The 15,733-nt window shown below is 35.7% G+C and carries 14 protein-coding genes and 1 other annotated feature; all 14 genes read right to left on the reverse strand.

Translation table 11 applies throughout. The features are described from left to right. Position 1 precedes the first annotated feature (1 nt). The 14 genes from rlmB to SLH52_RS20755 all read right to left on the reverse strand — a co-directional run bounded on the left by rlmB (position 2) and on the right by SLH52_RS20755 (position 15,262). Positions 2-745, reverse strand: a complete 744-nt coding sequence (rlmB, locus tag SLH52_RS20690) for a 23S rRNA (guanosine(2251)-2'-O)-methyltransferase RlmB (RefSeq protein WP_320211104.1) — start codon at positions 743-745, stop codon at positions 2-4. Further along, a complete protein-coding gene (locus tag SLH52_RS20695) occupies positions 745-1,167 on the reverse strand; it encodes a Mini-ribonuclease 3 (protein ID WP_320211105.1) in 423 nt (140 codons plus the stop codon). Before SLH52_RS20695 ends, rlmB begins: the two co-directional genes overlap by 1 nt. Before the next feature lie 5 nt (positions 1,168-1,172). Next, positions 1,173-2,570, reverse strand: coding sequence for a cysteine--tRNA ligase (gene cysS, locus SLH52_RS20700; protein WP_320211106.1), 1,398 nt, complete (start codon positions 2,568-2,570; stop codon positions 1,173-1,175). Beyond that, positions 2,551-3,216: a serine O-acetyltransferase EpsC gene (gene epsC / locus SLH52_RS20705; RefSeq protein WP_413785570.1), complete on the reverse strand. Its 666-nt coding sequence runs from the start codon at positions 3,214-3,216 to the stop codon at positions 2,551-2,553. The genes cysS and epsC overlap by 20 nt, the downstream gene beginning before the upstream one ends. Positions 3,217-3,629: 413 nt before the next feature. Beyond that, positions 3,630-3,869 (reverse strand) — a binding site (T-box leader). Between the two features lie 103 nt (positions 3,870-3,972). Further along, positions 3,973-5,430 carry a glutamate--tRNA ligase gene (gltX, locus tag SLH52_RS20710; protein ID WP_320211108.1) on the reverse strand — a complete coding sequence of 486 codons (1,458 nt, stop codon included), beginning with the start codon at positions 5,428-5,430 and terminating at the stop codon, positions 3,973-3,975. 86 nt (positions 5,431-5,516) lie between these two features. Further along, positions 5,517-5,993, reverse strand: a complete 477-nt coding sequence (gene ispF, locus SLH52_RS20715; RefSeq protein ID WP_320211109.1) for a 2-C-methyl-D-erythritol 2,4-cyclodiphosphate synthase — start codon at positions 5,991-5,993, stop codon at positions 5,517-5,519. 54 nt (positions 5,994-6,047) lie between these two features. Then, positions 6,048-6,722, reverse strand: coding sequence for a 2-C-methyl-D-erythritol 4-phosphate cytidylyltransferase (gene ispD / locus SLH52_RS20720; RefSeq protein WP_320211117.1), 675 nt, complete (start codon positions 6,720-6,722; stop codon positions 6,048-6,050). Positions 6,723-6,819: 97 nt separating this feature from the next. Beyond that, positions 6,820-7,911, reverse strand: coding sequence for a PIN/TRAM domain-containing protein (locus tag SLH52_RS20725; protein WP_320211110.1), 1,092 nt, complete (start codon positions 7,909-7,911; stop codon positions 6,820-6,822). Positions 7,912-8,069: 158 nt separating this feature from the next. After that, a complete protein-coding gene (gene disA, locus SLH52_RS20730; RefSeq protein WP_320211111.1) occupies positions 8,070-9,140 on the reverse strand; it encodes a DNA integrity scanning diadenylate cyclase DisA in 1,071 nt (356 codons plus the stop codon). Between the two features lie 7 nt (positions 9,141-9,147). Further along, on the reverse strand, positions 9,148-10,524 hold the full coding sequence (gene radA, locus SLH52_RS20735; RefSeq protein ID WP_320211112.1) for a DNA repair protein RadA: 1,377 nt from the start codon (positions 10,522-10,524) through the stop codon (positions 9,148-9,150). A gap of 127 nt (positions 10,525-10,651) precedes the next feature. Continuing rightward, positions 10,652-13,102 carry an ATP-dependent protease ATP-binding subunit ClpC gene (gene clpC / locus SLH52_RS20740; RefSeq protein WP_320211113.1) on the reverse strand — a complete coding sequence of 817 codons (2,451 nt, stop codon included), beginning with the start codon at positions 13,100-13,102 and terminating at the stop codon, positions 10,652-10,654. Further along, positions 13,099-14,196: a protein arginine kinase gene (locus tag SLH52_RS20745; protein WP_320211114.1), complete on the reverse strand. Its 1,098-nt coding sequence runs from the start codon at positions 14,194-14,196 to the stop codon at positions 13,099-13,101. Before SLH52_RS20745 ends, clpC begins: the two co-directional genes overlap by 4 nt. 2 nt (positions 14,197-14,198) lie before the next feature. Beyond that, a complete protein-coding gene (locus SLH52_RS20750) occupies positions 14,199-14,747 on the reverse strand; it encodes a UvrB/UvrC motif-containing protein (protein WP_320211115.1) in 549 nt (182 codons plus the stop codon). Positions 14,748-14,800: 53 nt separating this feature from the next. Beyond that, the gene (locus tag SLH52_RS20755) at positions 14,801-15,262 is read right to left on the reverse strand and encodes a CtsR family transcriptional regulator (protein ID WP_320211116.1); all 462 of its coding nucleotides are present in this window, start codon (positions 15,260-15,262) and stop codon (positions 14,801-14,803) included. Between the last annotated feature and the right edge of the window lie 471 nt (positions 15,263-15,733).

Raw genomic sequence — 15,733 nt, forward strand, 5'->3', positions numbered from 1 at the left:
GCTAGTCCCCTAACGGGATTCGTTTACGGTAAACCTCATACATTAGTAAGCCAGCAGCAACCGATGCATTTAAAGATGTTACCTTCCCACGCATAGGAAGATTAATGAGAAAATCACATTTTTCTTTTATAAGTCTTCCGATCCCTTTTCCTTCACTACCAATGACAAGGCCTAAAGGCATATTTCCGTCAATGCTCCTGTAGTCATCTTGACCATTTGCATCTGTACCAATAATCCATATGCCATTTTCTTTGAGCTCTTCTATCGTGCGAGACAAATTTGTCACCTTGGCTACTGGAATATACTCTATCGCTCCGGTTGAAGCTTTAGCAACAGTTGCAGTTAATCCTACCGCTCTTCTCTTCGGAATAATAATGCCATGAGCACCAACTGCATCTGCAGTTCGCATGATAGAACCCAGGTTATGTGGATCCTCAATTTCATCCAGTAAGATAAAAAAGGGCATTTCTCCTTTTTCCTCTGCTTTACGATATAGATCATCTAGGCTTGCGTATTCGTATGCAGCCACTTGAGCAATAACACCTTGATGATTGCCATCGTTCATTTGATCTATCTTTTTCTTTGGGACAAATGAAATCGGTACTTGCTTATCCTTTGCAAGCTGAGCAACCTGTTGCATTTGCCCTCTTTGTGATCCTTCAGCAATCCAAATCTTATTAATTTCCCGCTTTGATTTTAACGCTTCTAACACAGGATTTTTGCCAATAATATATTCCTGATTCATCATTTACCTCCTTTCTTTTGTTTCTCAATAAATTGAAAAGATTCACTTACAAGCTCCTCAAACCTATCTTCATTTCCCATTAAATAATGATATCCTAATAAAGCTTCAAACGCTGTGCTATATCGATAAGTTTGTACATCTGTATTTTTTGGAATGGTACCTGATTTTGCATTACGCCCTCTCTTTACAATTGTTTGCTCTTCAATACTAAGCATATCATTTTGGAGAAAGAAGTGAATAACATTTGCTTGCGCTTTCGCTGACACATATGCTTTAGCAATATTGTGTAATTGATTAGGTCTAATATTACCTTTTAGTAATAGATGATGCCGCACATGACTTTCATATACAGCATCACCCATATATGCTAAAGCTAGACTGTTTAACTGTTTCACATCAATAATATTAGGTGAATGTAACATTTTCTTTACCCTCTTCTCCATCTTGTACCTTGAGCAGTGTCTTCAAGTATAATATTTCGCTCTTTTAACTCATCTCGAATTTGATCAGATAATGCAAAGTCCCTATTCTTTCTAGCATCTATTCTTTGTTGAATCAGTTCTTCTATTTCATCATCAAGTAGCTCATTATTTTCTAATGTGAGTCCAAGCACGTTAAAGGTTTCTTCAAAGAGCAATATAAATCGTTGAATAACTTGATTGGAAGTGTTTTTTTCCATTAAATAAAGATTTGCTGTCTTAGAAAGGTCAAATAATACTGTAATTGCATTCGCAGTATTAAAATCATCATCCATCTCTTCAATAAATTTCACTTTGTATTGACTAATATTTTGAATCCATTCATCATCATTTGTAGTTAAATTAGCACTGCTATTCATCCGATGTTTTAAATTCGTATAAGCTGTACGTAATCTCTCTAGGCTACTTTTAGCACTCTGAAGTAATTCAATATTATAATTTATTGGATTACGGTAATGTACAGATAGCATAAAAAAGCGCAACACTTGTGGGTCATGCTCTTTAATAATGTCATGAACCAAAACAAAGTTCCCTAATGATTTCGACATCTTTTCGTTATCTATATTGATATACCCATTATGCATCCAATAGTTAGCAAGCTTTTTTCCTGTTAAAGCTTCTGATTGTGCTATCTCATTCTCATGATGTGGGAAAATTAAGTCTTGCCCTCCTGCATGAATATCTATTGTATCTCCTAAATATTCCCGTACCATTGCAGAGCATTCGATATGCCAACCAGGTCTACCTAAGCCCCATGGGCTTTCCCAGGAAATCTCTCCTTCCTTTGCTGCTTTCCAAAGAACAAAATCTATTGAATCGTTTTTCTTCTCATCAACTTCAATTCGAGCACCTACTCGCAATTCGTCAATTGATTGATGAGATAATTTTCCGTACCCATCAAATTCGCGTGTTTTATAATAAACATCTCCACCTGATTCATAGGCATAACCTTTGTTAATCAATGCTTGAATAAAGTCAATAATAATGTCCATCGTTTCTGTGACTCGTGGATGAGCATCCGCTTTTTTGCACCCTAACGCGGAAACGTCTTCGAAATATGCTTGAATAAACCTCTCAGAGACAGTAGGTACGTCCTCACCTAACTCGTTAGCAGCTTTTATAATCTTGTCATCAACATCAGTAAAGTTGGAAATATATTTCACATCATACCCGCGATATTCAAAATATCTGCGAACTGTGTCATATATAATATCAGGTCGTGCATTTCCAATATGGATATAGTTATATACTGTTGGTCCACACTTATACATTGTAACCTTATTTTCCTCAATAGGAATGAATAATTCCTTTGCTCTAGTAAGTGTATTATAAATTTGAATTGGCATGTTCTGTTTTCCTCTCTTTCATTTCTGCTAGTTCATTTCGTAATTCATTCATTTCTAATTCAATTTCTCTTATACGATCAGCTATCGGGTCTGGTAAGTCTCGATGATTAAAGTCTTTTTTAACACGCACACCATTTTTTATAACTATCCTTCCAGGTATACCAACAGCTGTAGAATTGTCAGGAACGTCATGTAAGACAACAGAGCCTCCCCCAATCTTTGAATTCTCTCCAATAGTAATTGATCCTAGTACTTTTGCTCCTGCCGCGATAAGTGCATTATCCTTAATAGTCGGATGTCTCTTACCCTTTTCCTTACCAGTTCCTCCTAATGTAACACCTTGATAAATCGTAACATTATCTCCAATTTCACACGTCTCACCTATGACAACACCCATGCCATGATCAATAAATAAGCGCCTTCCGATTTGAGCACCAGGATGAATTTCAATTCCAGTAAAAAATCTGCTTATTTGTGATATGAGTCTAGCAAGAAAAAACAGTTTTCGCTTAAATAATCCGTGAGCTATCCTATGTGACCAAATAGCATGTAACCCAGAATAAGTAAGGATCACCTCAATATAGCTTCTTGCAGCTGGATCTTGCTCAAAAACCACCTCAATATCTTCTTTAAACATTTTAAACACGGTGTTCCCCTCCATTCTTATTATTTGTTCAAAAGACAAGAAAAGTGCAAGAGCCTCAATCATCCCTAACATAGGTTAAAACAAGACAATTAGCATGTATAGAATGCTATACTATCAAATGGTTTTACGTTGAAATGACTGTAAGGGCCATATTTTCCATAACTCATCAATAAAGGTGTTGAATTTCTAACAAAACTCTTTTCGTAAACTTTGTTGCTATTGTACCTATACTAAAAGATAAAGATATCATTTTACGTAAAAGTCATCGTTTTATAGAAGAAAGGATGCACCAAATTTTAGTAATATTCTTGTTTAGTTATTTACGAAAAACTATAAAAAAAAGAAAAGATACGATGAACACAAGTTGTATTCGTGTACATTTCTATATACGAAAAAACGCCTCTATGCCTATGCACAGAGACGTTTTCACGCGGTTCCACCCTGTTTAGGTAGCTCAAACATGTAAGCCAACCCCAACTCAACCCTTCTAACGGAAGAGAATCCGTCCTAAGCTAGTTAATCAAAGATTAGTTCACCTAGAATACTCAGAGGTGCATTTCAAAAAACGGAGATATGAACCACTTTCAGCCGATGATGGTTCTCTCTTAAATATCTTTATCCGCTCATTTACTTTTCCTCGTCAACGTAATTACGTATCATTCATTTTGTTAAAGCTTGTTTCCCAAAATATATATTATAATCTACATTTAAACGTCGATTGATATATCTTTACTATATTACAAAGTTCAAAAAAAGTTAACTAATTAGGCTTTTTATCCGCTCTTTAATTTTTTCCTTACCGAGTAACTCAATTGCCATTGGTAAGTCCGGGCCATGTGTTTGACCTGTTGTCGCAACACGAATCGGCATAAAGAGCTTTTTACCTTTGTTGCCTGTAGATTTTTGAACAGATTTCATTGCTGCTTTAATATGCTCTGCTTTAAATGATTCAAGCTGTTCAATCTCTGACAGAAACCCAGTAAGTACCTCATTAACTTGCTCTTCTGATAGAACTACTTTTGCTTCCTCATCATACTCAATATCTGTTTTAAAAAACAATTTTGTTAAGCCAATAATTTCTGCCCCGTAACTCATTTTTTCTTGATGTAATAAAATTAAATTTCGAACCCACTCTCTATTTTCTTCATCCACGTTTTCCTGTATGAGCCCAGCTTTAATTAAATGAGGTAAGGATAAGTTTACGATTTCATCGGCATTTAGATGTTTTATATACTGATTGTTCATCCATGTCAATTTTTGTTTATCAAATAGAGCAGGTGATTTTGATAAGCGCTTAGCATCAAAAATATCAATCAATTGTTCCTTTGTAAATACTTCATCTTCACCACCTGGTGACCAACCTAGAAGTGCAATAAAGTTAAATAAAGCCTCTGGCAAATAACCTAATTCTTCATACTGCTCGATAAATTGAATAATCGCTTCGTCGCGCTTACTAAGCTTTTTCCGGCTCTCATTTACAATTAAAGTCATATGGCCAAATGTAGGATACTCCCATCCAAAAGCTTCATAAATCATCATTTGCTTTGGTGTATTAGAAATATGATCATCACCACGTAAAACATGTGAAATTTTCATAAGATAATCATCAACTGCTACTGCAAAGTTATACGTTGGGGTACCATCCTTCTTAACAATGACATAATCACCAATATCTTGTGATTCAAAAGTCACTTCACCCTTTACCATGTCTTGAAAACGGTATGTCTTTTCTGATGGTACTCTAAAACGAATGCTAGGTTTTCGACCTTCGGCTTCTAAAGATTTGCGTTGCTCATCCGTTAAATGACGGCATTTCCCTGAATATTGAGGCATGCCTCCATTTAAAGATTGCTCTTCGCGCTCTTTTTCTAGTTCTTCCTCAGTACAATAACATTTATATGCTAAATCTTTCTCTAATAGTTCTTTATAATACTGCTGATAAATATCATTTCTTTCCGATTGACGATAAGGCCCATAATTCCCACCTACATCAACACTTTCATCCCAATTAATACCTAGCCAAGATAAATATTTTAATTGGCTTTCTTCTCCACCTACAATGTTACGCTTTTTATCCGTATCTTCAATTCGAATAATAAATTTGCCATCATTATTTCGAGCAAATAAATAATTAAACAATGCCGTACGCGCATTCCCTATGTGTAAATGTCCTGTTGGACTCGGCGCATAACGAACCCTTATATCTTTTACCATAATTGTTACCCCCATAATTGTACATAGCAAAGTATTATCGTTATTTTATCACCAAACATGATTGTATACAAAGCATGTCTATGTTGCTACATTTTTTTTAGTAAAATAACTACTTGGGCAGCTATTCCTTCTTCTCTTCCTGTAAACCCAAGCTTTTCAGTAGTTGTAGCTTTTACATTTACTTGGTCAATAGTAGCCTCTAGAAGTTCAGCAATTCTCCCTCTCATTTGGTCAATATATGGGGCCATTTTTGGTTGTTGAGCAATAATCGTACAATCCACATTACCCAATTCATAGCCTTCATTCTTTACTAGCTTCCACACGTGTTGAAGTAGTAGTGATGAATCAGCATTTTTATATTGCGGGTCTGTATCAGGAAAATGTTTGCCAATATCCCCTGCAGCAATGGCTCCTAAACTGGCATCTGCAATTGTATGTAATAATACATCCGCATCTGAATGTCCTAACAAACCTTTTACGTGGGGAATTTCAATTCCCCCTAATATTAGAGGTCTATCATCAACAAATTGATGAACATCAAAACCTTGCCCAATACGAATCATAACTCTTCACTCCCGTTACTTTATCTCTCTATGTTAACTCGCTTATAATTTAAACTACTCACCCAAAATTGCATGTGCAAATTTGATATCTTCTGGTGTAGTAATTTTGATATTTTGATAATCACCTTCGACGATAATTACTTGTTTATTTAGTCGTTCTACTAAACTGGCATCGTCGGTACCAATATATTTATCTTTAATAGCTTGCTCATGCGCTTCTTCCAATAATGATATACGAAAAGCTTGTGGCGTTTGCACTGCCCACAAGCTAGATCGTTCAAATGTTTCCTCCACTTTCAAATCCAGAACACGCTTCACAGTATCTTTAACAGGTACTGCAAGAACAGCCGCCCCGTCATTGTATGCCGTATTAACTAAAGAATGAATATGCTCGATTTTAATAAAAGGTCTAGCACCATCGTGAATGAGCACAATATCAACATTATGTACTGCTTTTAAGCCCAGATGTACACTATGTTGCCGCTCAGCTCCACCATACACGATTTTTTCTATTTTCGAAAAGTTGTTCTCTTCAACAATTTCCCTCATATATTTCTCATCTAGTGAATTAATAACTAGGACAATCCCTACACAATGGGGATCATTTTCAAAAACTTTTAAAGTACGTGCTATGATTGGCGTTGACTGTAATGACATAAACAGTTTATTCATACCTACATTCATTCTTTTCCCCTGTCCTGCTGCAGGAATGACTACCTTATATAACATCATGCTGCTCTCCTAACATTTGTATAGGCATGATAAGGGTTAAGGGACTTGTTCACTTCACCACTAACCTTATCATTTATAAACTTAGTATTATATCTTATAATGCTCTTTCTAACAACTTCGGCTTAGCAAAAATCATTCTCCCAGCAGAAGTCTGTAGTACACTCGTAACTAACACATCAAGATTTTTACCTATATAATCTCTTCCATCTTCAACAACAATCATCGTTCCGTCATCAAGATACGCAATGCCTTGATTTTGTTCTTTCCCATCTTTAATTACTTGGACATTCATCTCTTCTCCTGGAAGAACTACTGGCTTCACGGCATTTGCCAAATCATTAATATTTAACACAGCTACATTTTGTAATTCACAAACTTTGTTTAAGTTAAAATCATTTGTAACTACCACTCCGGAAGTAATTTTAGCTAGCTTTACGAGCTTGCTATCAACCTCCTGTATATCTTCAAAATCACCTTCATATATCTCAACGTTATTTGATAATTCCTTTTGTATGCGATTTAAAATATCAAGCCCTCTTCTACCCCTATTACGCTTTAACACATCCGCTGAATCCGCGATATGCTGAAGTTCTTCTAGGACAAATTGGGGTATGACGATCGTTCCTTCTAAAAAGCCTGTTTGACATATATCCGCTACACGACCATCGATAATAACACTTGTATCCAATATTTTTAATTTTTTATCATACAGCTCAAAATCTTCTTCATTGCCTTTTTTTGTTCCTTTACGGTTAGATATTGAAAATAAGTTAATAAGGTCGTCTCGCTTTTTAAAACCTATTTGAAAGCCCAAATAACCTAATAACAGAGTCAAAAATATAGGTATAATGGTATTGAATAATAAAAATTGGAATTTTTGTATTGGGATATTAATAAAAAAAGCAACAATAAGGCCAAAGATTAACCCTAGACTCCCAAAGACTACATCAGTTGCTGGAGCCTTGACAACAGTCTCCTCTAACCAACGTATCAAATTTACTATATAATCTACTAACCAAAATGTAACAAGAAAGAAAATAAGTGCACCTAATATGGCTAGCATGTAATGTTCTCTTAACAATGCAATGTTATCAATATTCATTAAAGGTAATACATATGGAATATAAAATATACCTAATATCCCACCGATAATGAGAAAAAATAATTGTACAATTCTTTTTAACATTCTTTCACCTCCTTCTATACATTATAAACAGTTTGCAATAATTGAAACGTACTATTACTATTATTTTTTCTATTTGTAACCGCGATGAAATATATTTGTAAAATAAAGACATCTTTCACTTAGCATATCATCCTTTATGCGATGATTGCAAATGACTACTATATTTGACGATCGATTAATAATTGCTGCTGTATTCTTTTAAGTCCTTCTTTAATTTTTCGTGCTCGAACTTCTCCAATCCCCTCTACTTCATCTAATTGTTCTACACTTGCTTTCACAATTTGATTCATATTTTTGAAGGTTTCTATTAAATTTTCTATAACAACTGATGGCAAACGTGGTATTTTATATAAGGCTCGATAACCTCGAGGTATCACACCTTTATCTATATTTGTATTTTGAGGATACCCAAGTAATTTTAAAAGTAGATAATCATCAAGAAGCTCCGAGCTCGAAAGCTTTTGTATTTTAAGTAACATTGCATCAATATCTTCCTTAGCTTCACATGCATAATCCTTAATAAGTAAAATTGCCTCCTCTTCAATATGGGCAACTAACTCGTTCATTTGTAGTCGTATTAACCTTCCTTCAGAACCTAACTCAGTGACATAGCTGATGATCTCATTTTTAATTCTTAACACCATTTCAATACGATGTAGAACTTGTAAAACTTCTGAAAAAGTTACTTGTTCTTCAAATTCCAATGCACCTAAATTGGTCATACTTTGATTCAAAACAGCGTGATATTTCTCAAGTGTTTGCATAGCTTGATTTGCTTTCGTCAAAATGACACCAATATCTTTTAATACATAGCGAAAGTCAGCTTTATATAACGTAATAACATTACGGCGTTGTGAGATAGCAATGACTAAGCTGCCAGTTTGTTTCGCAAATCTCTCTGCAGTACGGTGCCTCATTCCCGTTTCAGATACAACAATACAAGAATCCGGAACTAATTGTGCATTGGATATTAAGATTTTCGTCCCTAATTCATTTAAGATAATTGCACCATCCATTTTAGCTAATTCATATAAATATGATGGTGAGAACTGACAATTTATTTGAAACCCACCATCAACCAATTTTTTCATTTTATCGTTGTAGCCAACAACGATTAATCCACCGGTTTTTGCACGTAATACGTTATCTAACCCTTCCCGTATAGGGGTTCCAGGGGCAATTAGCTTTAATATGTCTGCTAATATTTGTTCGCTATGCACTCTCTCCATTAACTATCTACCCTCCCAATGCATGTTGTAAGGTCTCATTAACAGATGATACTCCAATTACCACAATTCCAGCTGGAACAGTCCATCCTCCTAAGTTTTTCTCAGGCAAAATAACCCTCTTAAAGCCAAGTTTCACAGCTTCCTGAACTCTCTGTTCAATTCTAGAAACGCGTCGTACTTCCCCAGTTAAGCCAACTTCTCCGATAACTACATCTGTAGGATTTGATAGTTGGTCTCGAAAGCTTGAAGCGATACTGACGGCTACAGCTAAATCAATTGCAGGTTCATCTAACTTGACTCCTCCAGCAACCTTTAAGTATGCATCTTGATTTTGCAGTAATAGCCCAACTCTTTTTTCTAGTACAGCCATAAGTAGTGATACTCTATTATGATCGATTCCAGTTGCCATTCTTCGTGGATTACCAAAACTTGTTGGTGAAATGAGTGCTTGTATTTCAACGAGAACGGGCCTTGTTCCTTCCATAGAGGCTACAACTGTAGATCCAGCTGCTCCTTTTGAACGCTCCTCAAGAAAAATTTCCGAAGGGTTTTGAACTTCAGTTAGACCTATTTCCTTCATTTCAAAAATTCCTATTTCATTTGTTGATCCAAAGCGGTTTTTTACTGCTCTTAATATCCTATACGTATGATGACGTTCACCTTCAAAATAAAGAACTGTATCCACCATATGTTCAAGTAACCGTGGTCCAGCAATTGAGCCTTCTTTCGTAACATGACCAACAATAAAAGTGGCGATGCCTTTCGTTTTTGCAATTTTCATTAGCTCAGCGGTACATTCTCTTACTTGTGAGACACTGCCAGGAGCTGATGTAACCTCAGGGTGAAAAATAGTTTGTATTGAATCAATAACAACAAATGATGGCTCCATCTCTTCAATTGCTTTTGATATATACTGTAAATCAGTTTCAGCTAACACGAATACATTCTCTCCGTGAACCTCTAGTCGATCTGCACGAAGCTTCGTTTGTTTTATCGATTCTTCTCCAGATATATATAATACTTTATGTTCAGAATGTGCTAATTTTGATGATACTTGCAATAACAATGTTGATTTTCCAATACCAGGATCTCCACCTATTAATACAAGCGATCCTTTAACAATACCTCCACCTAATACCCGATTAAATTCCACAAAATCTGTATACATTCTTGGTTCGTTCGTTGTTTCTATTTTGGTTATAGCTGTAGGTTTTGTACTAGTAGAAGTAGGTGCTACATAAAACGATCCCTTCCGAGCAGATTTAGTCTGTTCAATTTCTTCTACCATTGTATTCCATGCATTACACCCAGGACACTTTCCCATCCATTTTGCTGATTCATATCCACAAGTTTGACAACTAAACTTTGTTTTTCTTTTCGCCATTATGTTAAGCTCCTCTATTTAAAATACCTATGTGTATTATATTTTATGACAATATAAGTAGATCTAAAGAAGAAAAGGTATACGACTTTACATGCTGACGTATACCTCTTTTCTTACTTATCGTATTTTATAAGTGGTTTAATTCACCGATTTCTTCTACTAAGCGAATAGTAAACTCTTTCTCAACAACATCTAGCATTACTTTCTGACCTTTTGCAATCGTTCCTTTGAGCAATTCTTCAGAAAGCAAATCTTCAACATGCTTTTGAATCGCTCTGCGCAAAGGACGTGCTCCATACTCTAGGTCATTTCCCTCTTCTGCTAGCTTTTCCTTTGCTGCGTCTGTAATTTCCAGGGCAATTTCTTGCTCCACTAATCTTTTTGTTAATTGTTCTGTCATTAATGTCACGATTTCTTTAAGATGCTTTTTCTCTAATGAATGGAAAACAATAATTTCATCGATACGATTTAAAAACTCAGGACGAAATGCTTTTTTCAGCTCATCCATCACTTTCCCCTTCATATCTTTATAATTTTGGTTTTCATCCTGTACATTAAATCCAACAAATTTATTTCGTCTTAGCGCATCTGCACCAACATTTGATGTCATAATTAACACTGTGTTCCGAAAATCTACTGTACGGCCTTTTGAATCAGTTAATCTGCCGTCTTCTAGCACTTGAAGCAAAATATTAAAAACTTCAGGATGTGCTTTTTCAACTTCATCTAGAAGAATAACTGAGTATGGTTTACGACGAACTTTTTCTGTTAATTGTCCACCCTCATCATGACCGACATAACCTGGCGGTGACCCTACGAGCCTTGACGTCGAATGCTTCTCCATATACTCAGACATATCAATTCGGATCATTGCATCTTCTTCACCAAACATTGATTCTGCTAATGCTCTTGCTAGTTCAGTTTTACCAACACCGGTAGGGCCTAAAAAAACAAATGAGCCAATAGGTCTTTTCGGATCTTTCAATCCAGCACGCGCTCGACGTACAGCTTTGGCAACTGCTTTCACAGCTTCTTCTTGACCAATTACTCTCGAGTGCAGGATTTCTTCTAATTTTAACAATTTATCTGTTTCAGTTTGAGCAAGTTTTGATACTGGAATTCCTGTCCAGCTAGCAACAACTTTAGCAATGTCCTCTACTGTTACTTCACAGTTTTCTTGACCTTGTTTCTGCTTCCAGCTTTTCTTTGTTTCCTCTAATTGCTCTCTTAAGCGTTGCTCAGTATCCCGTAGAGAGGCTGCTTTCTCAAACTCTTGACTTTGTACTGCTGCATCCTTCTCTTTTCTTATTTCATCTAATTTTTGTTCAAGCTCTTTTAAATTTGGTGGTGTCGTATAAGACCGCAACCGAACTTTTGATCCTGCTTCATCTATTAAATCAATCGCTTTGTCAGGTAAAAAGCGATCCGAAATGTAGCGATCTGATAATTTTACCGCCTCAATGATTGAGTCATCACTGATTGACACACGATGGTGTGCTTCATACCGATCACGTAAACCTTTCAAGATTTGAATTGATTCCTCATTCGTTGGTTCATCTACTTGTATCGGCTGAAAACGTCTTTCTAACGCAGCATCTTTTTCTATATATTTTCTATATTCATCTAAAGTTGTAGCTCCAATACATTGTAGCTCCCCTCTAGCTAATGATGGTTTTAGAATATTTGAAGCATCAATTGCTCCTTCAGCTCCACCTGCTCCAATTAATGTATGAAGTTCATCAATAAATAATATGATATTTCCTGCTTGGCGAATTTCATCCATTACCTTTTTTAGTCTATCTTCAAATTCACCGCGATATTTAGTTCCTGCCACCACTGTGCCCATGTCTAAAGTCATTACACGTTTATCGCGTAGGATTTCTGGTATTTCATTATTTACAATTTGTTGAGCTAACCCTTCAGCAATTGCTGTCTTACCAACTCCAGGTTCTCCTATAAGGACTGGGTTGTTCTTTGTGCGTCTACTTAAAACTTCAATTACACGCTGAATTTCTTTACTTCTACCAATGACAGGATCTAAGCTTCCTTCTCGTGCAATGGCTGTTAAATCTCGTGCGAGACTATCTAATGTAGGTGTATTAGCATTGGTAGCCGCCCCTCCTTGATGGCCTGATGAAGTTTCATTACTCCCTAACAACTGAAGCACTTGTTGACGTGCTTTATTTAAGCTTACTCCTAAGTTATTTAAAACTCGAGCAGCAACACCTTCACCCTCTCTGATGAGCCCGAGTAAAATATGTTCCGTTCCTACATATGAATGTCCTAGCTTTCTCGCCTCATCCATTGATAATTCAATAACTTTTTTGGCACGAGGTGTGTAATGAATCGTTTGAGTTGTTTCTTGACCTCTACCGATTAACTTTTCAACTTCTTCTTGAATCTTATTAGATTCCAATCCAAGAGCAACTAACGCCTTAGCTGCAATTCCTTCACCCTCGCGAATAAGACCTAATAAAATATGCTCCGTTCCTATGTTATTATGACCTAAACGAACTGCCTCTTCCTGTGCTAATGCCAAAACTTTTTGTGCACGCTCAGTAAATCTTCCAAACATCATAACTCTCGACCTCCAAACTCTTTTTGATTGCTTTTTTCCAAGCTTATTCTTTCCCTAATCAATGTTGCTCTACGAATATCACGCTCATGTGACCTTAATGGACCACCTGCATATTGCTGAAGAAAGCCAGGCTGTGTTACAATCATTAATTCATTTAAAATATTGCTGGATATATCTTTTATATATCCGATATCAATGCCTAAGCGAATGTCAGACAAACATTTAGCAGCTTCATTTGTCTCAATGACGCGACTGTGTGCTAATGTACCATATGAGCGGTATACCCTGTCTTCTAGTTGAATACCAGATGTTTTTACTAATGCTTCTCGTGCAGAGCGTTCTTGAGCAATGAGTTGTTGCACCACACTTTCTAGGTCATTCACAATATCAGTTTCAGATTTACCAAGAGTTACTTGGTTTGATATTTGAAATATATTACCTAATGCTTCGCTACCTTCACCATATATTCCTCTAACAACTAGACCAAGTTGATTTATTGCTGGAATAATTCTGCTCATTTGTTGGGTTAATATAAGTGCAGGTAAATGCATCATGACCGATGCCCTTAATCCAGTACCAACATTCGTTGGACAGCTAGTCAAATACCCTTTCTGTTCATCAAACGCATAGTCTACATGTGTTTCAATCCAATCATCTAACTCATTAGCTTTTTTCAAAGCTGCACTAAGTTGAAACCCAGGAAATAAACATTGAATTCGTATATGATCCTCTTCATTTATCATAATACTAACTTCTTCATTTTCTGATAAAATACTAGCTCCAAAAGGCGCATCCTCGGCTAATTGAGGGCTAACTAGATGCTTTTCAACAAGTACTCTTTTTTCAATAGGCTGCATTTCATTCATAGCTAATAATTCTAGCTTCCCAAAAGATTCTGGCGCTTTTTCTTCGCATACCTTTTTAAATAATTGAATGATCTTCTGCGCTTCTTCATTTGTTATGACAGTAGGAAACCATATATTTTCTATATTTCGCGCAAGTCTAATTCTACTAGAAAGTACGATATCTGATTCAGGACCATCCTCACTCATCCAAGAGCTTATTGCTTTTTGTAGAAACCGCTGAAGTGACATAGTTATCCCTCCCCCATGTCTATCTGACTTAGACTTCGTTCTAAAGCCCTAACCTTATCACGAACTTCTGCTGCTTTTTCAAACTCCTCACTGACTATATACTCCTGAAGTGTTTGTTTATATTGTTCAATTTGTTTACGTAAATGTATATTTCCACCTATCCTTGTCGGGATTTTTCCAGAATGAATAGTGTTTCCACTGTGAAATCTTTTGAGTATAGGAGTTAAATGATTTTTAAACGTCTTATAACATTCAGAGCATCCAAATTTACCAATGTTTAAAAATTGTGTATAAGTCATTTTACATTTTTCACATTGAATAACCTCATTTTGATGAAATGAATTACGTTGTTTTTCTTGTAGGGAAGGTTCCATATTGAGTAGTCCTGCTATTAAGTTATTAATCGAATAACCTTGATTATTTGCAAGCATAAACATTTCTCCTTTTTCCTGTGCACAATGCTCACAAACGTGGGTTTCAGCTTTTTCTCCATTTATAATTTTTGTAAAGTGCAACGTTGCTGGTCTCTTGTTACATTCTTGACATATCAATGACTTCACCTCTCCTTTCTAGATTATTAATATCATCTGAATTACTCATACCATTAATTGTATTTTAGTGATGTCAACATCGCAATGAGTATTCTAGATCGTAGTTCATCTCTATCTGGAAGGCTAATATATAAGATTGATCGATCAACAGTACTCAACATGATTTTTGCTTCACGTTCAGTAATAACCTCTTCTTCAATTAATCGACCTATAATATTTTCAGCTATTGTTTGAGAGATTCTTGGACCAATTAACGATAGCAGTTGTTCAATTAAGTGGGTATCATCATGAGACTGCACTTTCATTATTCGTATATAACCACCGCCACCGCGTTTACTTTCTACAATATAACCACGTTCCATTGTAAAACGTGTATTTATCACATAATTAATTTGAGAAGGTACACATTGAAATTTATCTGCTACTTCATTTCTTTTTATTTCAACAATATCTTGATCATTCATTTCTAGAACGCTTTTCAAATACTGTTCAATAACATCAGATATATTTCTCACTCAACCCCTCCTTTCATTGACTTTGACTATATTTGACTTTACTTTTACTATATAGTGAATTGGAAAAAAGCGCAAGCGACTCGAATTAGCTAAATTAACTGCCCCATCATATACTACAAGTATATCCTTGCCATTTATTTAATAAATCAAAACAAGAAAAGCCTAACGGCTTTACTCAAAATTTATTGCTTACATTTGAGTAACTGATGTATATGAACTGGTTTTTATAGTCTTTAGAGGAGAAAATGCCCGGAACGTTAGTTATATTCGTGTTTAGTTTTTATTATTAATAAAAACAGTTTAATACGCAAACAACAGCTGAATGCAATAATAATTAAGGCAACAGTAAATTAACTAAAAAATTGTATATAAAAAAGTCAGAGGATTATATCTTCCTCTGACTTTTGCATTGCCTGGCAACGTCCTACTCTCACAGGGGGAAACCCCCAACTACCATCGGCGCTGAAGAGC

It is taken from the genome of Cytobacillus sp. IB215665, from assembly GCF_033963835.1.
Taxonomy (GTDB): domain Bacteria; phylum Bacillota; class Bacilli; order Bacillales; family SM2101; genus Nanhaiella.